The 18,574-nt window shown below is 44.3% G+C and carries 21 protein-coding genes, 1 pseudogene and 2 riboswitches; of the genes and pseudogenes, 4 read left to right on the forward strand and 18 right to left on the reverse strand.

Translation table 11 applies throughout. From position 1 onward, the window contains the following. Positions 1-256 precede the first annotated feature (256 nt). Positions 257-1,090 carry a biotin/lipoate A/B protein ligase family protein gene (locus V1497_RS11855; protein WP_349407757.1) on the reverse strand — a complete coding sequence of 278 codons (834 nt, stop codon included), beginning with the start codon at positions 1,088-1,090 and terminating at the stop codon, positions 257-259. Between the two features lie 181 nt (positions 1,091-1,271). On the opposite strand from V1497_RS11855, the gene V1497_RS11860 reads away from it, so the two are divergent. After that, positions 1,272-1,652, forward strand: coding sequence for a rhodanese-like domain-containing protein (locus V1497_RS11860; RefSeq protein WP_349407758.1), 381 nt, complete (start codon positions 1,272-1,274; stop codon positions 1,650-1,652). Positions 1,653-1,695: 43 nt separating this feature from the next. On the opposite strand, the gene V1497_RS11865 is transcribed toward V1497_RS11860, so the two are convergent. The 8 genes and pseudogenes from V1497_RS11865 to gcvT all read right to left on the reverse strand — a co-directional run bounded on the left by V1497_RS11865 (position 1,696) and on the right by gcvT (position 10,156). Continuing rightward, the gene (locus tag V1497_RS11865; protein WP_349407759.1) at positions 1,696-2,010 is read right to left on the reverse strand and encodes a multidrug efflux SMR transporter; all 315 of its coding nucleotides are present in this window, start codon (positions 2,008-2,010) and stop codon (positions 1,696-1,698) included. Then, positions 2,010-2,303, reverse strand: a complete 294-nt coding sequence (locus V1497_RS11870; protein ID WP_414703642.1) for a DMT family transporter — start codon at positions 2,301-2,303, stop codon at positions 2,010-2,012. Before V1497_RS11870 ends, V1497_RS11865 begins: the two co-directional genes overlap by 1 nt. A gap of 123 nt (positions 2,304-2,426) precedes the next feature. Further along, positions 2,427-2,529: riboswitch (guanidine-I (ykkC/yxkD leader) on the reverse strand. Between the two features lie 61 nt (positions 2,530-2,590). Beyond that, positions 2,591-4,363, reverse strand: a pseudogene (gene recQ, locus V1497_RS11875) (DNA helicase RecQ); the annotation flags it as partial. 181 nt (positions 4,364-4,544) lie between these two features. Beyond that, on the reverse strand, positions 4,545-4,865 hold the full coding sequence (locus V1497_RS11880) for a hypothetical protein (RefSeq protein WP_349407761.1): 321 nt from the start codon (positions 4,863-4,865) through the stop codon (positions 4,545-4,547). A 130-nt stretch (positions 4,866-4,995) separates the two neighbouring features. Next, positions 4,996-6,057 carry a nitronate monooxygenase gene (locus tag V1497_RS11885; RefSeq protein ID WP_349407762.1) on the reverse strand — a complete coding sequence of 354 codons (1,062 nt, stop codon included), beginning with the start codon at positions 6,055-6,057 and terminating at the stop codon, positions 4,996-4,998. Positions 6,058-6,238: 181 nt separating this feature from the next. Next, positions 6,239-7,702, reverse strand: a complete 1,464-nt coding sequence (gene gcvPB / locus V1497_RS11890) for an aminomethyl-transferring glycine dehydrogenase subunit GcvPB (RefSeq protein WP_349407763.1) — start codon at positions 7,700-7,702, stop codon at positions 6,239-6,241. After that, entirely contained in the window at positions 7,699-9,042 is a 1,344-nt protein-coding gene (gene gcvPA / locus V1497_RS11895; protein WP_349407764.1) for an aminomethyl-transferring glycine dehydrogenase subunit GcvPA, read from the reverse strand. The genes gcvPB and gcvPA overlap by 4 nt, the downstream gene beginning before the upstream one ends. Before the next feature lie 19 nt (positions 9,043-9,061). Beyond that, positions 9,062-10,156, reverse strand: coding sequence for a glycine cleavage system aminomethyltransferase GcvT (gene gcvT, locus V1497_RS11900; RefSeq protein WP_349407765.1), 1,095 nt, complete (start codon positions 10,154-10,156; stop codon positions 9,062-9,064). A gap of 207 nt (positions 10,157-10,363) precedes the next feature. Further along, a riboswitch (glycine riboswitch) is annotated at positions 10,364-10,453 on the reverse strand. 254 nt (positions 10,454-10,707) lie between these two features. On the opposite strand from gcvT, the gene V1497_RS11905 reads away from it, so the two are divergent. The 3 genes from V1497_RS11905 to V1497_RS11915 all read left to right on the forward strand — a co-directional run bounded on the left by V1497_RS11905 (position 10,708) and on the right by V1497_RS11915 (position 13,822). Next, complete coding sequence (locus V1497_RS11905) at positions 10,708-12,387, forward strand: DEAD/DEAH box helicase (protein WP_349407766.1); 1,680 nt, start codon at positions 10,708-10,710, stop codon at positions 12,385-12,387. Beyond that, the gene (locus tag V1497_RS11910; protein WP_349407767.1) at positions 12,365-13,156 is read left to right on the forward strand and encodes a YqhG family protein; all 792 of its coding nucleotides are present in this window, start codon (positions 12,365-12,367) and stop codon (positions 13,154-13,156) included. Before V1497_RS11905 ends, V1497_RS11910 begins: the two co-directional genes overlap by 23 nt. A 189-nt stretch (positions 13,157-13,345) precedes the next feature. Beyond that, positions 13,346-13,822 carry a YjdJ family protein gene (locus V1497_RS11915; protein ID WP_349407768.1) on the forward strand — a complete coding sequence of 159 codons (477 nt, stop codon included), beginning with the start codon at positions 13,346-13,348 and terminating at the stop codon, positions 13,820-13,822. 39 nt (positions 13,823-13,861) lie between these two features. On the opposite strand, the gene V1497_RS11920 is transcribed toward V1497_RS11915, so the two are convergent. The 9 genes from V1497_RS11920 to comGA are packed head-to-tail and all read right to left on the reverse strand — an operon-like array spanning position 13,862 to position 18,489. Next, complete coding sequence (locus V1497_RS11920; protein WP_349407769.1) at positions 13,862-14,038, reverse strand: YqzE family protein; 177 nt, start codon at positions 14,036-14,038, stop codon at positions 13,862-13,864. A gap of 18 nt (positions 14,039-14,056) precedes the next feature. Then, positions 14,057-14,575, reverse strand: a complete 519-nt coding sequence (locus V1497_RS11925) for a shikimate kinase (RefSeq protein WP_349407770.1) — start codon at positions 14,573-14,575, stop codon at positions 14,057-14,059. After that, positions 14,575-14,952, reverse strand: coding sequence for a competence type IV pilus minor pilin ComGG (gene comGG, locus V1497_RS11930; RefSeq protein ID WP_349407771.1), 378 nt, complete (start codon positions 14,950-14,952; stop codon positions 14,575-14,577). The genes V1497_RS11925 and comGG overlap by 1 nt, the downstream gene beginning before the upstream one ends. Beyond that, positions 14,949-15,401: a competence type IV pilus minor pilin ComGF gene (comGF, locus tag V1497_RS11935; protein WP_349407772.1), complete on the reverse strand. Its 453-nt coding sequence runs from the start codon at positions 15,399-15,401 to the stop codon at positions 14,949-14,951. Before comGF ends, comGG begins: the two co-directional genes overlap by 4 nt. After that, positions 15,364-15,693: a hypothetical protein gene (locus tag V1497_RS11940; protein WP_349407773.1), complete on the reverse strand. Its 330-nt coding sequence runs from the start codon at positions 15,691-15,693 to the stop codon at positions 15,364-15,366. Before V1497_RS11940 ends, comGF begins: the two co-directional genes overlap by 38 nt. Continuing rightward, positions 15,680-16,090 (reverse strand): competence type IV pilus minor pilin ComGD, encoded by a 411-nt coding sequence (gene comGD / locus V1497_RS11945; protein WP_349407774.1) that lies wholly within the window; start codon positions 16,088-16,090, stop codon positions 15,680-15,682. Before comGD ends, V1497_RS11940 begins: the two co-directional genes overlap by 14 nt. A gap of 13 nt (positions 16,091-16,103) precedes the next feature. Next, entirely contained in the window at positions 16,104-16,427 is a 324-nt protein-coding gene (comGC, locus tag V1497_RS11950) for a competence type IV pilus major pilin ComGC (RefSeq protein WP_349407775.1), read from the reverse strand. An 18-nt stretch (positions 16,428-16,445) separates the two neighbouring features. Further along, entirely contained in the window at positions 16,446-17,477 is a 1,032-nt protein-coding gene (comGB, locus tag V1497_RS11955; protein ID WP_349407776.1) for a competence type IV pilus assembly protein ComGB, read from the reverse strand. Next, positions 17,464-18,489 (reverse strand): competence type IV pilus ATPase ComGA, encoded by a 1,026-nt coding sequence (gene comGA / locus V1497_RS11960; RefSeq protein WP_349407777.1) that lies wholly within the window; start codon positions 18,487-18,489, stop codon positions 17,464-17,466. Before comGA ends, comGB begins: the two co-directional genes overlap by 14 nt. Positions 18,490-18,574: the final 85 nt, after the last annotated feature.

Raw genomic sequence — 18,574 nt, forward strand, 5'->3', positions numbered from 1 at the left:
TTTTAATAATACAATATATTGTGTCCTAGAGAACGAATAAGGTTGACCTTGTCAAAAATAAAAACATATGAAAAATGTAGAATTATGAAGATTTATGGATGATAAATAAAGCTAATCCACTCAAAGGATAAAATCATCCGATTGCACGATTCTTCTTTTTCTGAGCTTCAGATGTGCCAAAAGATTTCCAATCTCCTTCTTTTTTTCCGACAAAAAAAATAAAAAACTGCGACCTGAAAATGTCGCAGTTTTTTTCTTAACGTCGATACGTCCATTCATCGTTCGCATAACGTCTTTCCATGATTTCATCTACATATTGTTTTTGTTCGTCTGACAGTTCAAGTGGAACGAACTCGATATCAAGGCCTTCCGCAAACCCTTCTTTAAATGCTATCTTCGATTCTTCAATCGTTACACGTTCTGAGCGGAGGTCGTTGATTGCGACTGCTTTTTTGCTGAATGCTTTTTGCATCCGTTCCCGTACGCGGTCATTAGCAAATTTAAAGCAATCAAATAACTTGTCTTCGTCTATATCCAGAAGGATGGACCCGTGTTGCAGGATGACGCCTTTTTGTCGCGTTTGTGCACTTCCAGCGACTTTTCTACCTTCGACGACGAGCTCGTACCACGACGGGGCATCAAAGCATACAGCGGAACGCGGATTTTTCAGTCCTGCTTTTTCTTCCTCTGTCCGAGGTACTGCGAAGTAAGCCTCCAATCCTAAGTTCCTGAAACCTTCCAAAATCCCTTCTGATATCACACGGTAAGCCTCTGTTACCGATTGAGGCATTTTCGGATGCTCTTCGGATACGATGACGCTATACGTCAATTCCTTGTCATGTAGAACAGCTCTTCCACCCGTCGGACGCCGAACAAAGCCATATCCATGCTTTTTGACAGCCTCCATATTGATTTCTTTTTCAACCTTTTGGAAGTAACCAACCGATAGGGTCGCAGGGTTCCATTCGTAGAAACGGACGACCGGTTTGATCTCCCCTCTGCTGTGCCATTCCAATAACGCTTCGTCCAATGCCATATTATAAGCTGGTGAGCAAGCACCAGAATCAATGAAATACCATTGTTCCTTCATAAGTTATGTACGCCTCTTTCCTTTTCTAGTACCGTTCATAGTTTATCAGATTCATGTGCACCGTACAATTTATTCGGATACACATGAACTTTACTTTGCGAATACGCCCAATCCTGTATATAATGGACATGGTGTATTTATCAGAGTATTGAAAGAGATTCATATTAGGGGGAAGAAGATAATGGATTGGATTTTATGGGTGCTGCCACTAGCCTTGATCGTTTATATGATCATTGCTGGACTCTATCAGCGCAGACATTTGAAGACATTGACTGAAGAGGAGTTCCGCAGCGGCTACCGTAAAGCGCAATTGATCGATGTCCGTGAAGCAAGAGAGTTTGAAAATGGACATATTCTAGGAGCTCGAAACATTCCGTTGTCCCAGCTTCGTATGCGACATAAGGAAGTCCGCCAAGACCAGCCCGTCTACCTATACTGTGAAAGCGGTATGCGTACAGTCAGAGCTGCGGCGATCTTAAGGAAAAAGGGTGTCAAGGACCTTTACAACCTTAAAGGCGGATTCAAAAAATGGTCAGGTAAAGTGAAAAAAGGGAATAAATAAATGCATGTTAAAAAGCCTCAGTTCCACAAAGAACTGAGGTTTTTTATGAAATTAACTTTAAACCGATCGCCGCTCCTAAAACCATTCCGATAAAAACAATCCTTTTCCAATCTGTTGATTCACCATACCAAAGCATGCCTAAGAGTGCTCCACCGGATGCTCCAATTCCAGTCCAAACGGCATAAGCAGTCCCCATAGGTAGCGTTTTCATTGCATAAGCAAGAAAGAGAAAACTCGCTCCGAATCCGAGAATTAGAAGAACGAAGGATTGCCAGTTCCTGTCCTTATGCAGTTTGTTAATCATCACAACACCTAGCATTTCACATAAGCCGGCTAAAATTAACGATCCCCATGCCATTATGATTCCTCTCCTCCCTCAGCTTTGTCTATAGTAACGGATTTCAATCCAATTACACCGATCAACAAAATGGCAATTAATATAATTTTTCCAACTTTAAATGGCTCTCCAAAAAAGAGGATTTCTGAGAAAACAGTTCCTGCAGTACCGATTCCCACAAATACGGCATATACCGTTCCCACGGGTAGTTTTCGCCCGGCCATAATCATTAAATAAAAGCTTATGATAATTGAAGCAACCGTACCGGACCAAGTCCAAAAATCATATGCGTGTTTTAAACCAATCACCCACATGACTTCAAAAAAAGCAGCAATGAAAACTTTTAACCAATTCCGATCCACGTTCGTAACACCTCCACGCTTATTCTTACCAAATAACCCATAAACAAAAAAACTGGGAGACCACTGTATAAACAGATCTCCCAGGCTTTTATCCTTCCGTGTCACAGTTGAAAAACTGTGTGTTTTCTCTCGGACCAGACCAGCTCAGCAAAGCTACGGAACCCTAGAAAACAATCGATTTTTTTCAATTGTATCTAATTCATACCGGCAGTCCCTTTTATTGCTTCGTCTTTCTGCTCAGGATTCTGGACTAAATAATACGAGATGGCCTCAATAAACTGTTCGCCGTACTTTTCGAGTTTATTTTGTCCCACTCCCGTTATCGTTAAGAATTCCTCTCTTGACTGCGGCTGTTTCACACACATATCTTTTAATGCCGTATCTGCAAATATTACGAAAGGCGGTACGTTTTCTTTTTCCGCAATCTCTTTACGGACCTTTCGAAGTTCCTCGAACAACGGATCATTGACTGCAACTTGTTTTGTTTGGATAGCTTCTTTTCGCTTCACGATTTCTTTTCCGAGAAGAACGTCCTTCCCTTTTTCTTTAATGTAAAGGGTAGGAAATGTACCGTGTTCGACAGCAATCAGTTCCTGTGAGATGAAAAACTCGATTAAGTCCGTCACTTCTTTCGAACTTTTTTCTTTCATCAAACCATAAGTCGGAAGTTTATTGAGACGCAACTCCAGTACTTTTTTATTCTTCGAACCTGTTAGAACTTGTGCGATGATCGTCTTTCCAAATCTCTTCTGCCCCATTCTCACGATACAAGACAGTACGATTTGAGCTTCTCGTGTCACATCGATACTTTCTCGTGAATCCGTACAGTTGCCGCACCGTCCACATGAGGGAGGATCCTCGTTGCTGAAATAGCTGACAATCGAGGTTTGTAAACAGCTTTCTGTATGACAATAATCCACCATGAGCTGTAGCTTTTCCAGTTCCTGTGCCATACGGTCTGACTCGCTCGATTGATCGATTAGGAAACGCTGTAGCTGTACATCTTGGGAAGAATACAGAAGGATGCATTCACTCGGAAGTCCATCACGGCCTGCACGACCTGCCTCCTGATAATAGCTTTCCATGTTCTTTGGCAGCTGATAATGGATCACATATCGGATGTTTGATTTATCGATCCCCATACCAAACGCATTTGTGGCAACCATCACGGTTGATCGATCCTGTAAAAACTGCTCTTGCTGCTCCATCCGCTCCTCTTCATCCATTCCTGCATGATAGCGCGAAACATCAACACCGCTTTTTTCCAATTGATCATGCAGCTTATCCACCGTTTTTCGGGTTGCTGCGTAAATGATGCCTGCTTCTTTTCCATTCTTTTTAATAAAATCCTTTAGAAATCCAAGCCTGTCTTGTCCTTTGACCACTGAAAACGATAGATTCTCCCGCTCAAAACCAGTCAGAACGGAATTGTTCTCATCAATATTGAGCGACATACAAATATCCTGACGGACTTTCGGGGTTGCCGTTGCCGTTAACGCTAAAACTGTTGGTCGTTTCGGGAGATTCCGTATCATTCTCTGAATGCGCTGGTAACTCGGCCGGAAATCATGCCCCCATTGCGAGATACAATGGGCTTCATCCACTGCGATCAAAGGAATGTCCAACTCTTTCAAAAGTGCCATAAACTCATAGGATTCCAGTCTTTCAGGTGCAACATATAGCAGCTTATATTCTCCGCGTTTCGCCTTGTCAATTCGCTCTCTCATTTCCGATTCAGAGAGTGAACTGTTGATAAAGGCAGCGGGAATGCCTAATTGAAGTAATGTATCAACTTGATCTTTCATTAATGAAATCAATGGAGAAATGACGATCGTCGTTCCCTCAAATACGACCGCAGGAATCTGATAACATATCGATTTCCCTCCACCAGTCGGCATGACACAAAGAGTATCATCCCCATTCAATACCGACTGGATTGCTCTCTCTTGGCCCATCCGGAATGATGAATAACCATAATATTGCTCTAACATTTCTTTTGCTCTTTCTATCAAACCTCGTTATCCTCCTCCGAATATCTTCTCTGTTTATAAGGGTACCATCTGCACATCGAAAAAACATTCAAAAGTATAGATTTTCATAGAAAAAGATTGTTGCTATTTACTATTAAAAAATGGCGTATCCTCTTTCATTTAGGAATACGCCACTTTTTAATCGGTGCGAATTGTGAAATTTCTAAATCAGAACGCCAAAGTAATAGGTAGCAAAGTAAGCAACGAGACATAGTAATGACCCAACTAACAACGGATTGATGCTAGTAGTCATTTTTTCGTGTTTGGGTATGTAATTCCCTAACAATGACCCAAACACTGCTGCTTCCGAAATCTTTGTAAGTGAATCACCTTTGGTCCCGAATAGCAACGACACTACAATAAAGAAACAAGCACCGAAAAATAATGTGTTATAAAGGTTAGTATTGAAGAAAACGGAAACCCCGACAAGCAATCCAATTTCTAGGGCTAATACGAAAAATACGAAAATCAAATATTTCTTCAACTGAATTCCACCCCTTTTTTTATTCACACTACATATACGGCTAATAAAAGGAATGGTTTCTAAAAATTTAGAAAAAATTTCCGTAATTTTACAAGTTATTACATTAATCCTTAATCAGAGGTTTCTACAATCAATTTAGTAAACCATTGATATCACTAACTAATTTTCCGAAAAGTTCTTTAACTGTAGTATTCTCACTCATCCTGCTACCTTGCCCAGACCATAAAGACATGAATCTTGTATCTCCTTGCTTCATGGCCTCACTACGGATAGGTTTTGTCAAACTATTTTGGATCGGATAAGGTGCTATCAAAACCCCTTCACCCGTTAACTGATGAATAAAATAATTATTAATGCCCCTTGCTGCCTTTCCAGAAAAGGCTGTAGTTATAACGGTCTGCTCTTCAGTTGAAGTAAGAACAGCCCTTTTATGGAATTCATTTGCCCCACTTTCTTTAGTGGTTAAAAAAGCAGTCCCCATTTGAACTCCCTCAGCACCTAGCATTGAAGCTGCTGCAAAGCCACGTCCATCCATAATTCCACCTGAGGCTATGACTGGAATATGAACATAATCCTTAACTTGTGGAACAAGCGCCATCGTACCAATCAGTCCATTGTTAGAATGACCAATAAAGGTTGCCCTGTGACCACCTGCTTCGCTTCCCTGAGCAACTACAGCATCCATACCTGCTTCTTCTACCGCTTTTGCTTCCTCAACTGTAGTAGCTGTTCCAACAACAATGATATTGTGCTTTTTTAAACGTGTTATTATTTCTTTGTCCGGAATTCCAAACGTGAAGGAACATATCGGAACCTCCTCATGAATGACAATATCTATTAACTCTGTAATTCCTAAAGACGTCTTGATTTCTGGTAATTCATCAGGCAATTTCAACTTTTCACGAAAAGGCCCAAGAGATTCAAAGCTCTTACGAAGATCTGTTTCCGACACAAACTGCTCTTTTACAACAAATAAGTTGACCCCAAATGGCTTATTCGTACGTTTCTTCACTTCTTGTATAGAACTCGTTAACTTCTCTGCAGTAAAGTATCCAGCACCAATAATCCCCAGTCCTCCTTCATTACTTACCTCAGAGACTAGTTCAGGAGTTGTTGGACCACCTGCCATGGGTGCTTGAATAATAGGGTATTCGACGCCGAAAAGAGTTGATAGTCTTGTCTTGTTCCACATGATATCACTCCCAAAGATGAGATTCTAAAGCTTCTCTGCAGTTTCCTTGCCCTTTCACTGAATAATGAACAGCAATCTATTACTCTAAATTTCAACAAATATTCCGACCATCCTTCTTTATTCGCTTGCAAAAAAATAAACCCCCACCAGCTGCCTGGTGAGGGTTTTGTCTATCATCTTATTATTGTTTTTGGTAACGAAGGATCGGTTTACGTGCGGCAGTTGTCTCGTCCATCCGTTTGATGATGGTGTTGTGAGGCGCTTGTTGGACAACCTCTGGAGACTCTTCTGCTTCCTTCGCGATTTGGATCATCGCTTCAATGAATTCGTCCAATGTTTCCTTCGATTCCGTTTCCGTCGGCTCGATCATCATACATTCCTCTACATTAAGCGGGAAGTAGATGGTCGGCGGGTGATAACCGAAATCAAGAAGACGTTTTGCCATATCGAGCGTACGGACGCCAAGCTTCTTCTGACGCTTACCGGAGATAACGAATTCGTGCTTACAATGCTGCTCGTATGGAAGCTCGAAGTGAGGCGCAAGCTTACGCATCATGTAGTTCGCATTCAAGACAGCATAGTCACTGACCTTCTTCAAGCCTTCACGGCCCATCGTGAGAATGTACGTGTAAGCACGGACATTGATGCCGAAGTTGCCGTAGAATGGCTTCACTCGACCAATGGAATCCGGCACATTGTAATCGAACACATAGCCTTCTTCTGTTTTCTTCAAGATCGGCTTCGGAAGGAATGGTTTCAAGTCCTCCTTCACGCCGACAGGACCAGATCCTGGACCTCCACCGCCATGTGGTCCGGTAAAGGTTTTATGAAGATTCAAGTGAACGACGTCAAAGCCCATATCCCCAGGCCGCGTACGTCCCATGATGGCGTTCATGTTCGCGCCGTCATAGTACAGCTTACCGCCAGCTTCGTGGATGATGCGTGCCATATCAAGAATATGCTCTTCAAAAAGCCCCAATGTGTTCGGGTTCGTCAGCATCAAGGCCGCTGTGTCATCCCCGACAACACGCTTCAAGTCTTCCAAGTCGACGAGACCGTTTTCGTCAGATTTAACCGTGACCGCTTCAAATCCTGCGACAACTGCGGATGCAGGGTTCGTTCCGTGCGCTGAGTCAGGAACGATGACCTTCGTACGGTGGTGATCACCATTCTTTTCATGATAAGCCCGGATCATCATCAATCCAGTCCACTCACCGTGTGCACCTGCAGCTGGTTGAAGGGTAACCTCATCCATACCTGTGATTTCTTCAAGGGACGTTTGCAGGTCGTAAAGCATTTCCATCGCACCTTGGACCGTATCCTCGTCCTGATACGGATGGATGTGTGCGAATCCAGGAATGCGCGCCACATCTTCGTTGATTTTCGGGTTGTACTTCATCGTACAAGAACCTAACGGATAGAATCCAGAGTCTACGCCGTGGTTCCGCTTCGATAGCGCTGTATAGTGGCGCATAATCTGAAGCTCGGAAACCTCTGGTAGATCAGGCTCTTCTTCACGGATATAATCCGCATCTAACATTTCTTCAATGGGAGTTTCAGGAACATCGAGTTCCGATAGGCTGTATCCTTTTCGTCCAGGTTTCGATAATTCAAAAATGAGTGCTTGATCCTTTTCGTGACTCATTGGACTCCCCCCAATTCTTTAGCAAATGTGTCAATTTCCTCTTTCGTACGTTGCTCCGTCACGGCAACGAGCATATGCTGGTCAAGCTCAGGGTGATATTGCCCTAAGTCGTATCCGCCGATGAAGCCTTTTTCAAGAAGCGACTTGTTGATTTCGCTCACAGGCTTCGACACCTTAACGACAAGCTCGTTGAAGAATTTGCCCTGGAAGTGAACGTCAAGACCGTTCTCTTCAAGCTTCTTCTTCGCATAGTGTGCTTTTTGTAGGTTTTGAATCGCGATCTCTTTGATTCCTTTTTTACCGAGGGCTGTCATCGCAACAGAAGCAGCCAATGCATTCAATGCCTGGTTGGAACAGATGTTGGAAGTCGCTTTGTCACGACGGATATGCTGTTCGCGCGCTTGCAACGTCAGAACGAATCCACGTTGTCCTTCTTCATCTGTCGTTTGTCCGACAAGACGTCCTGGAACCTTACGCATCAATTTTTTCGTCGTCGCAAAATAACCGCAGTGTGGTCCACCAAATGCTGCTGGGATACCGAATGGCTGAGCATCACCAATCACGATGTCTGCACCGAACTTACCAGGAGGTGTCAACGCTCCAAGAGAAAGTGGATTGCTGGAAACGACGAACATCGCTTTTTCTTGATGGACGATCTCTTCAATTTCCTTCAATGGCTCGATTTGTCCGAAAAAGTTCGGATACTGCACGATGACACACGCTGTATCCCCATCCACCGCTGCTTTCAGGGCTTCAAGGTCCGTCGTGCCGTTCGTTGCTTCGATCTCAACGACCTCGAGGTTCGGTCCCTTTGCATACGTATGAAGGACACTTAACGCTTCAGGGTGTACGCTCTTCGATACGATTACTTTGTTCTTACGTGTTTGTGCTGCACTTAGGAAAGCCGCTTCAGCAAGCGCTGTCTGGCCATCGTACATGGACGAGTTCGCAACTTCCATCCCTGTAAGCTCACAAATCATCGTTTGGAATTCAAAAATCGCTTGAAGCTCACCTTGAGAGATTTCCGGCTGGTAAGGCGTATAAGCTGTATAAAATTCAGAGCGTGAAATGACGTGATTCACGATGGAAGGGATGTAATGATCATAAACCCCTGCACCTAGGAAAGACGCGTAGTCCTTCGTATTCACGTTCTTAGCTGCAAGCTTCGTCATCTTCTTCATCAGATCCGGCTCAGGGATCGCTTCAGAAATATTCAAATCGCCTTTGAATCTTACATTCTCAGGGATATCTTCAAAAAGCTCATCAATCGAGTCAATGCCGATTTCAGCGAGCATCTCTTTTTCGTCTTGTTCAGTCATTGGTAAGTAACGAAATTTCACCGTTCATTCCCCCTTATGGTTAACGTTTATAGAAAGGTGTTTTAACAACCTGTGCTTTTAGTCTGCGTTTACGGACCTGAACCTCAACTTCCGTTCCGAGCTCCGTATATTGGGTATCAATGATGGCAAGTCCAAGGTTCTTGCCTAACGTCGGAGACTGTGTTCCCGTCGTCACTTCACCGATCTTTTCATCATTTTTGAACACTTCATAGTGCGTACGTGGAATCCCTTTGTCGATCATTTCGATTCCGACGAGCTTACGCTTAAGCCCTTCTTCCTTCTGCTTGATCAACGCTTCCTTCCCGATGAAGTCCGCTTCCTTTTTCAGCTTGACTGCAAAGCCGATTCCAGCTTCCAATGGAGAGATTTCGGACGTCAACTCTTGTCCGTAAAGAGCAAGACGCGCTTCAAAGCGTAACGTGTCACGCGCACCGAGACCGATCGGAAGCACGCCGTCTTCTTTTCCTGTCTCTAAAATCGTTTTCCAGAGCGTTGCCGCATCTTCTGCGTCACAATAGATCTCAAAGCCATCTTCCCCTGTATAACCTGTGCGTGAAACAAGCGCCTTCGTTCCGTCCAACTCAACGTCTTCCGCAAATTTGAAGAATCCGATTTGTGAAAGATCGTAGTCCGTCAGCTTTTGAAGGACTTGTTCTGCCAATGGACCTTGAAGAGCGAGCTGGGCTACATCATCTGAAATGTTTTTGATTTCAACGTCGCCTTTTTTGTTTTTCAGCATCCAGTCAAAATCTTTTTCCGTATTGGCTGCGTTCACGACGAGAAGATAATCTTCATCCGCACGCTTGTAGACGAGAAGATCGTCCACCGTGCCTCCATCCTCATAGCACATTGCCGTATACTGGGCACCGCCATCGTTCAATTTGGAGACATCATTCGTGAGTACATATTGAAGATAGTCTTCTGCATCCGGACCTTTGACCGTGATTTCACCCATGTGGGAAACATCGAAGAGTCCAGCTTTCGTACGGACCGCCTCATGCTCCTCTTTAATGCTTGAAAATTGGACTGGAAGCTCCCAGCCGCCAAAGTCGATCACCTTCGCTCCATATTCTTTATAGAGTTCAAATAATGGCGTTCGAAGTAAAGTTGACATGTGCATCTCTCCTTCTATTTCATTCTTCGTTAATCTGCTGCTAGATTTGGCTTTTTTAAGCAAATATTAAAAATTTTCATGCAAAAAGAAAAGACAAAGAAGACTCGAAAGTCCCTCTGTCCTTGATACCTGAAAGTTTATCGCAGTTCATACGACCTGCGAATGTCCCCTTTGGTGGCTCCTCGTAAGGAACACTCTCCAGAGTTGCGTCAAACAAGAGTCCGCTTGCCTGAGAGATTCGCATCAGCTTGCTCCTTCGGCGCTACTTTCGACAGTAGACTCTCCCCTTGTTCTCATTCGCAAATATGTGATTGAAGCAAGCCGAAAATTCCGGCTGTTAACAGCAAATCGATTGCAGCAATTATATTTCTAAGTCAGCTTGTTCATACTAAGTATGAAACTAGTTCTATCTTATCATCGAACTACGTAAAATGACAATTATCTTTTCTATGAAAGCGTTCTATTTTTTCATATAAACGAACAATACATAGTTCCATATTTTGAATGTTCGTTCATGTACTTCATTTTACATTCGGAAAGGGTTTTCGTGTATGACGTTTACTATCCATCATGATCAATCCTGGACTCAAGATTTCCTTAAACGCTTGGACGAGGATGGTCCATGGGCGAATTGGGAGCTTTATAAACTTGCATTGGAAGCAGAAAAGAGCTTGATCATCCCTGAATTTCTCGGCTTACAGGCACCGAGGCATATTCCACATGTCCAGATCCTCCCCCACCAGTTGGAGGTAGCAAGGAAGGTCATCGAGGACATGAACGGAAAAGGAATTCTGGCAGACGAAGTAGGTTTAGGGAAAACGATTGAAGCCGGGCTAATCATGAAAGAATACATGATCCGAGGACTTGCGAAGAAAATTCTCGTCCTTGTGCCAGCTTCACTCGTCCTTCAATGGACCCATGAGCTGAACTCGAAATTCCTCATCCCTGCGGTTCCTCAGAAAAAGGCCTATGTGTGGGAGCAATGTGATGTTGTCGTGTCATCGATCGACACGGCCAAGCGAAGCCCGCATCGGGATATCGTCTTGAACCAGGATTATGACCTTATCATTATTGATGAAGCCCATAAGCTGAAAAACAAGAAAACGAAAAACTATGAATTCGTCCAGCACTTGAAGAAGAAATATTGTCTCCTTCTTACAGCAACACCGATCCAGAACCGGGTTGAAGAAGTCTTCAACCTCGTTTCGCTCTTGAAGCCGGGGCATCTCGGAAACGAAGAATATTTTGATGAAGCTTATCGATCCGGCAAATACGATGTTCAAAACGAGGAAAAGCTGAAGCAGCTGATCAACAAAGTAATGGTCCGGAACCGTCGGGAGGATACCGGTCTCAAATGGCCGAAGCGGATCGTCAAAACGATTCCAATCACCCTGTCCCCAAGCGAACGAACGCTTTATGACCGGATTACCAATACACGGAAAAATACAGCACTCGGGCAGCAGCATGCGTTTTCGACCATCACGTTGCAACGGGAGGTGTGCAGCAGTCGTGAAGCTGTTTTCCTAACCTTGAAGGCGATGTCGGAAAAAGAAGGGATCAGCGATGCGGCTCGCGAATCGGCACTTTCCCTCATGGAGGAGATTGAAAATGTCGATCGGAATTCCAAGGCGGAAAAAGCGCTAGAAATCATCCAGTCGATCGATGACAAAGTGATCATCTTCACCGAGTACCGGGCGACACAATTGTATTTGCAATGGTACTTAAAGCAGCACGGAATCAGCTCCGTTCCATTCCGTGGAGGATTCAAACGGAACAAGAAGGATTGGATGACGCACCTGTTCAAAAATCATGCGAAGGTGTTGATTGCGACCGAAGCTGGCGGCGAGGGAATCAACCTCCAATTTTGTCAGCACATCATCAACTATGACTTGCCATGGAATCCAATGCGGATCGAGCAGCGGATCGGCCGTGTCCACCGGATCGGTCAGGAACACGATGTTCATATCTACAATTTTGCTACTGAAAACACAATTGAAGAACATATCCTGCGCTTACTCTATGAAAAGATCAATTTGTTTGAAAACGTCATCGGAGATTTGGATGAAATTTTATCCCGTGTTGGGATGAAAAACATTGAACAACACATCCGGGACATTTTCTATGATTCTGAAACCGACGGAGAAGTGAGGATCAAGATGGACAATCTGACTTCGTTATTGACCTATTCGAATGAGGAGGGCGATTCCCTTGCTTCAGAAGGACATTCATAATTTTCTAGAAAACTACTTCAAAGCGAATGAATGTGAGTTGCTTGAAAGACACAATCACCTTCTTCACGTCCAATTGACGATCGAGCTCGATAAACATTTGATGAACCGGCCGTTCTACTGGCATTATCAACAGTTGACCGGTGCCGAACCGAATCCGATGAAGCTGAAGCTGGTCACCGAGCAGGTCGAAGGTGAAGACGGGGAATTCGTCCATTTCGGCTCACCGAGACTGCACCAAATTTTTCAATCCACGAGAAAACTCGGGTCCTACATCCGGCTTTATGAAAATGTCCAACAGGGGAACAGCGGCTATGTCCCCCTCGTCCCTTGGCTTGGCTTGAACGTCAAGGTTTCCTATCAATGTGACCGGAAAAAGGATTTCCTTCACTCGATCGGGTTGAATCTGATAAACGGGATGATGGTCAGTGACTTCCAATCGGTGCTTGAACAGAAGGCACTGACTCCGAAAATCCCTGATTACTGCTACACGATGAGTACGTTGATCAAGCCTGTGAGCGGTGTAAAGCGGATTGAAGCCTACCTCGAGCAGGTCATCCAATCCGACGATCCGCAATGGTCGATCGATGCACGGAAACGCTGGCAGGAGGATGATGAATTACTTGATCACTTTTATCAGGATGTCGAAGAGCTTCCGGAAAGCTACCATGTGGAAAAACAAGCGCTTCGGGACCTCTACGAACCGAAAGTGATCGTCGAAATCATCAACGGCGGCATGTTCTACGTCTCCAACGACACGATGATGAATTAGAAGAGGGGTATTGTGGAGGATGACTCGGTTACGGGTTCATCCTCTTTTTTGTTAGGTGCTGTTCGTTACCATCAACGCGACTTTTGCTCCTCATAGGGACGAATAGCCTCTCACCTTACAAAAGACACCTCTCTCTATGATTGCAATTTATGGTAGACTTGAAGTGGATTTAGGAGAGGGGATGGGTCAATGAGCTTGATCATTCAGATTGTTTTTGCGTTGCTTTTATTTTTCTTTTCTTCAGCAGTTGCCTGGTATGAGGGGAGTGCGTTGCTTGAGCATCCATCGGAATGGAAGCATTCGGCACCGTTCTCGCAAATGATGAATGAGGAAGTCGTCCAGAAGGGCGATCTTTATCCGATCGATTTCTTCGTATATGCGGCTAAATTTCAACCGACGTTTCCGTTATTAATGGCCATTAGCCTTATCTATATCTTCGTTGTGCTTGCTCACCATTATTTAAGTGGACGTGCTTCAAGTATTGGCTTTGCCGTACTGAGTCTGATCCTTTTAGCATGTGCCGGTCTGATCGTGAATTCGCCGACTGAAGGCGGCCAGATTTTCACACGTCTTTTCTTCATCGTCGGTCTCTTGTGCGGTGCCTATTCATTTGTACAAGCCTTTCGCATCAAAAAACAAATGAAAGCGAAAAAAGCAGAAGCCTAATCGAACGGAAAAAGGATCGACCTCGAGGTCAATCCTTTTTTATTTCCGCTTGATCAGCATGGAAATCGCCATTGGGACGAGGCCGAACCATTTCACAGAGGGAGGCGCTTTTTCTACTTTCCGCTCCTTCTTCTTCTGCATGCGGTCTTCCTTCGGCTGATCGACATATTTGACGAATTGCTGCGTCAAGAATTTCACAAGGTCGTTCAACGACATGGTGATCACCCGTTTTTATTACTCATTCTCGTCAAACTCCGTCTGTTTTATCCATTGAATAATTTCTTCCACAATCTCATCGATCGGTTTATCATCGGTCTTTACCGTTAAATGCCCTTCTCGATAAAAGGGTTGACGCTTTTCGAGCAGCTGTGCCATTTCCGCTTTCGATTTTCCTTTTGCCAACGGGCGATTATCTCGCTCTGAAATCCGTTCATAAATCGTCTCAACATCGGCTTCCAGGTTAATGATGTAGCCATGTTCCTTCATATATGCCCGGTTCGCTTCCCTTAACACGGCACCACCACCCGTTGTGATGATCACATCGTGCTTCGGAACCTCTTCAAGAGCTTGCTGTTCTTCATCCCTGAAATAAGATTCGCCCTTTTGCTGAAAAATCGACGGAATGTCCATGTTATGTTTTTCTTCAATATAATCGTCCAGATCGATAACCTCGACTTTCATCCGTTCCGCAAGCGCTTTTCCAATTGTCGTTTTTCCAGCACCCATGAAGCCTGTCAGATAAATTGTTTTCATCAAATCACCACCCATTTTAGAACCCGTTTGTTTACATAATCATAATACAAGAAACCTGTACCTTTACCAATGTCATCAAGCTCGGCTTCTAAACGGACGACATACGTGTTTGGATCATAGCTGGACACGGAAAAACGCACCAATCCGCTATCATACATAAGCGTTCCGGTATCATCGCGCTGTAATGCTTCAGCTCTCAACTCACTCAACAGATCTTCTCTCGCTAATTGTAAAATAACATCCACCTGAAACCAAGCGATTCTTTCCTCGATAAACGCACGTTCACTTTTCAAAAGCTGAATATTGTAAAGCAGGACCGAAGTGAGGATCAACGAAACCATGACCGAAAGTGCTGTCATATAGCCGTTTTGGTTCATCTGTTCATCAATGGCAGCATGAGGATGGAGTTATACATGAAGGTGCGCCCTCCCATATCGAGTCGGAGCTCCACCATTTCCTCCTTCACTTCAGCCTTGAAGCTCGTTACATCTAGAAGGATGATTTCATAGCCCTTTCCATCCACTTTCCTCACCACCCTTGTCCCAATCCGTTCATAAGTGACGACCCGTTCATCCTGTTGGGTCAAATATAACGTCTCTCCGAAAATAGCTGCTGAAGCGGATCCTTGAATTTCTTTATCAGCTTGCTGAAAAAACAAGGCCACCTCTTGATGCTTTAAGGCTTGCTCGTCGGTTGAAAAAATGACTTGAAATAAACCCGGCATCAAACTGATGAGCGCCATGCACATGAATAAGGAAAGCAGGCACTCGAGTAACGTATAGCCCTTTTCATTTCGCTTTTCCACAAACGGAATCGACCCGTCCATTCGCTCCATTCCAATCTATACAAATCTCCATGATTTCCTCCTCATGCGTCCAATGAATCGAATAAACATTGCCGTTTTCACCTGTAAGTGTCGGTTGGTCCGGCTCCTTTCCTAGCACAATCCACTCCTGAAGCAGATTATGGCACTGCTCTACAGCAAAAGCTCGTTCGCTGACCGACGTCCGCTCTTTGTACACCTCAATCAGTTCCGGAACGACATACAGGACGGTGAACATGAACAGACTTAAACCGAGCATCGCATCGAAAAGCACGAACCCTTTACAATTGTTCAATGTAAAATCGTCCCTTCCCTAAAAGAAAGACGATCTTGTACATCTTTTTCTTTGAACGGAGCAAGATCGTGCCACCCTTCTTGATCGTACCGTTGCTGCTGTATTCGAACACTAACCCCGTCGAGACCTCTTGAAAATAAACATGCTCTGGGAATTGGACAGACTTGATTTTTTTCATGGGTCCGGACTGGATGATATATTGCTCTGAGATATTATTGAACTTCACCTGAATCGGAACGCCCTCCGATAACGCATATTGCTGTGCATAATGCAGGTCTGAAGTGAGAAGCTGGATGAACTGGTCGACCTCCCTACTTTCCTGCAACGGTCGCAATGAGAGGACGACAATACCAGTAAGGATGACGACAATCGATAAGACCATCATAATTTCAATCATCGTATATCCGTCCTCACGGTGTCGTGACTTCACTCGGTCGCAGAACTTTTCCATTTTCTAAAATGAGCTCTTCGTCATTCGGACACGTCGATTTATCAATATAATTGTTGTCCTTCATCTCGGTGAAATCGACAGGATAACGGGAATGCTCCACTTCAAAGGCTGCCACCTGGCTTTGAAGCAGCTGGATCGTAGCCTCACAGCTTTTCTCCTTTACGACGGTGTTGTTTTTCGTCATATTCGGTACGGCAATCAACAGTAAAATTGACATGATCAGGATGACGATCAGCATTTCAATTAACGTGAATCCCTCTTCATTCTTAAAAAAATCAAACATGAGAATCTCCTTTCGTTTTCATAAGGATTGAAAGAGCCGAAAGACCGGAATCATGACTGACAGGAAGAGGAACAAAACGATGGAACCGACGATTGCAAAGAGAACAGGCTGGACGAGGATCACATAACGCTGGAATTGCTCTTCCGCTTGTTCAATGAGCATCTCGCTATAAACGATAAGTTCCTCACCTAACCGCCCGTTCGACTGACCAAAAAGAATGATTTGGTACAGTTCAGGTAAATAGTACGGATTGGCACCGATGACCTCACTTAGCGCATGTCCGCCTCTAAGTTCCGCTTGAAGAAGAGCCGCCTCCTCTTTAAAAAAACGGATGTACTCCTGAGTTTCGAACATATGCAAGGCCTCCGAGATTGAAAGCCCTCCCTTCAACAGATGACCGAATTGGAACGCAAAATAATGAGTCAAATACGTCTTCACCGCAACAGATAAAAAAGGGATTCGCAGAAAGGGATACAGCTGTGCGTGAGCTGACTTCCTTTGGTAATGAAAGTGAAAATAGAGCGCAAGGAGGACGAGGGAAACAGCGACAAGATAAAGAAAAATCGGTAAATAATCAAAAAGGGAAATGAAAATTCTTGTAGCGAGCGGCAGGGTTAAATCAACAGAGGAAAACAAAGAATGGAATTGGGGGAACAGGAACTGGACCATAAGCGTCATCATAAGCCCCAGGAGTATCAACAGAACAACCGGATAGCGCATGTTTTCCATGAACATCCTTCGAAGCTTTTCACGCTTCTCGAGGATTTCACTTCCTTCCTTCAAACCGAGGATCAAATTTCCATGCTCGGATGCAAAATACAGATATCCTACGATGTCAGACGGGATGCCTTTTTCAGCCAACGCTTCATAGATGGGACTCCCGCTTTGAAGCGCTTCACGAATCTCTCGGATCGGAAACGCTCGATTGCGATTATATTGAAGCTCCAGTAAGACGAGCGCTTCTGAAATGGAGTAGCCTTTTTCAAGCAGTTTGCTGACACTTCGTAAAAAAGACGCCTGCTGCACCTTCGTCCATTTACGTTTTTTCATGCAGGTTACGCTTTTTCCATTCGACAGGTGGTGCCACATACCCCATCAACACGGCTCGTTTATAGTAATCATCCAATGTAGGGAAATCAATTTGGTCCTCGCCATTTTCACCAATTGCCTTGATCACTTTCTGCAGTGGGAATCCATGCAACACTTCATAAAGTCCCATGCGCCTTTGCTTTCTCTGTATCAAACAATGGAAGGAGCAATCTTCTCCACAGAAAGGGCACAATAATTCATAAAGACGCTGAGAAACGATTCCTAATGTTGTTTGTTTGATTTCTTCGAGCGTTAAACCGAATTCCAAAAGCCGATGGACACAACCAATCGTATCTTTCGCATGAAGTGTCGACAGGACGAGATGACCAGTGAGTGCAGCCCGGATCGCAAGGTGGGCAGTTGCCTCGTCACGGATCTCACCGATCATGATCACATCCGGATCATGTCGTAAGATGGATTTGAAACCGTCCATATATGTCACGCCTGCCGGCTCATTGATCTCGATTTGAAGAAAGTGATCCTCACGCTTTTCAATCGGATCCTCCAACGTAATGACCTGTCGTCTAAATTGGTGCTGGGCATGTTTCAACAGGGAGTAAAGGAGCGTCGTTTTCCCGGATCCGGTTGGACCGACAAATAAAACCAAGCCTTGCTTTTGCGCTAACAAATCGTAAATCGTATCCAGCGGTCCTGGAAAAATAGAGAGATCATGATAATGGGTTTGTTGCTGCTGAGGAAGGATGCGTATGGCTAGTGCTTCTTGATAAGCGGATGGCAATGTGGATAAACGCAGGTGGAAATTCCCTTTTGCGGGTAAATAATGATGGATGGCACCATTCTGGGGTTTTCTTTTTTCGCCGATATCCATACCGGCAAGGAATTTGAAGTGGGAAATCAATCGTGAACTTTCGCTATGCGGAATCTCTTCGAGGGTGAACAATCGTTCGTCGATTCGTGCTTGAATCGTGGAGGTTTTTCGTTTCGGGATGACATGCAGATCGGAGGCTTTCATCAGTAAGGCTTGAGAAATAAGCCTTTCACTCTTTGTTTCGACATTAACTCCTATACAACCACCTTCTTTCGGGGAATATAGGATT

It is taken from the genome of Pseudalkalibacillus sp. SCS-8 (assembly GCF_040126055.1).
In the GTDB taxonomy this organism is placed as follows: domain Bacteria; phylum Bacillota; class Bacilli; order Bacillales; family Fictibacillaceae; genus Pseudalkalibacillus; species Pseudalkalibacillus nanhaiensis.

Excerpts from the sequence above, each read along its gene's own strand:
- V1497_RS11855 (WP_349407757.1), bottom strand. The coding sequence starts at position 1,090 with ATGAAGGAACAATGGTATTTCATTGATTCTGGTGCTTGCTCACCAGCT.
- V1497_RS11860 (WP_349407758.1), top strand. The coding sequence starts at position 1,272 with ATGGATTGGATTTTATGGGTGCTGCCACTAGCCTTGATCGTTTATATG.
- V1497_RS11865 (WP_349407759.1), bottom strand. The coding sequence starts at position 2,010 with ATGGCATGGGGATCGTTAATTTTAGCCGGCTTATGTGAAATGCTAGGT.
- V1497_RS11870 (WP_414703642.1), bottom strand. The coding sequence starts at position 2,303 with ATGTGGGTGATTGGTTTAAAACACGCATATGATTTTTGGACTTGGTCC.
- V1497_RS11885 (WP_349407762.1), bottom strand. The coding sequence starts at position 6,057 with ATGTGGAACAAGACAAGACTATCAACTCTTTTCGGCGTCGAATACCCT.
- gcvPB (WP_349407763.1), bottom strand. The coding sequence starts at position 7,702 with ATGAGTCACGAAAAGGATCAAGCACTCATTTTTGAATTATCGAAACCT.
- gcvT (WP_349407765.1), bottom strand. The coding sequence starts at position 10,156 with ATGTCAACTTTACTTCGAACGCCATTATTTGAACTCTATAAAGAATAT.
- V1497_RS11905 (WP_349407766.1), top strand. The coding sequence starts at position 10,708 with ATGACGTTTACTATCCATCATGATCAATCCTGGACTCAAGATTTCCTT.
- V1497_RS11915 (WP_349407768.1), top strand. The coding sequence starts at position 13,346 with ATGAGCTTGATCATTCAGATTGTTTTTGCGTTGCTTTTATTTTTCTTT.
- V1497_RS11920 (WP_349407769.1), bottom strand. The coding sequence starts at position 14,038 with ATGTCGTTGAACGACCTTGTGAAATTCTTGACGCAGCAATTCGTCAAA.
- V1497_RS11925 (WP_349407770.1), bottom strand. The coding sequence starts at position 14,575 with ATGAAAACAATTTATCTGACAGGCTTCATGGGTGCTGGAAAAACGACA.
- comGG (WP_349407771.1), bottom strand. The coding sequence starts at position 14,952 with ATGAACCAAAACGGCTATATGACAGCACTTTCGGTCATGGTTTCGTTG.
- comGF (WP_349407772.1), bottom strand. The coding sequence starts at position 15,401 with ATGGACGGGTCGATTCCGTTTGTGGAAAAGCGAAATGAAAAGGGCTAT.
- comGD (WP_349407774.1), bottom strand. The coding sequence starts at position 16,090 with ATGATTGAAATTATGATGGTCTTATCGATTGTCGTCATCCTTACTGGT.
- comGC (WP_349407775.1), bottom strand. The coding sequence starts at position 16,427 with ATGTTTGATTTTTTTAAGAATGAAGAGGGATTCACGTTAATTGAAATG.
- comGB (WP_349407776.1), bottom strand. The coding sequence starts at position 17,477 with ATGAAAAAACGTAAATGGACGAAGGTGCAGCAGGCGTCTTTTTTACGA.
- comGA (WP_349407777.1), bottom strand. The coding sequence starts at position 18,489 with ATGAAAGCCTCCGATCTGCATGTCATCCCGAAACGAAAAACCTCCACG.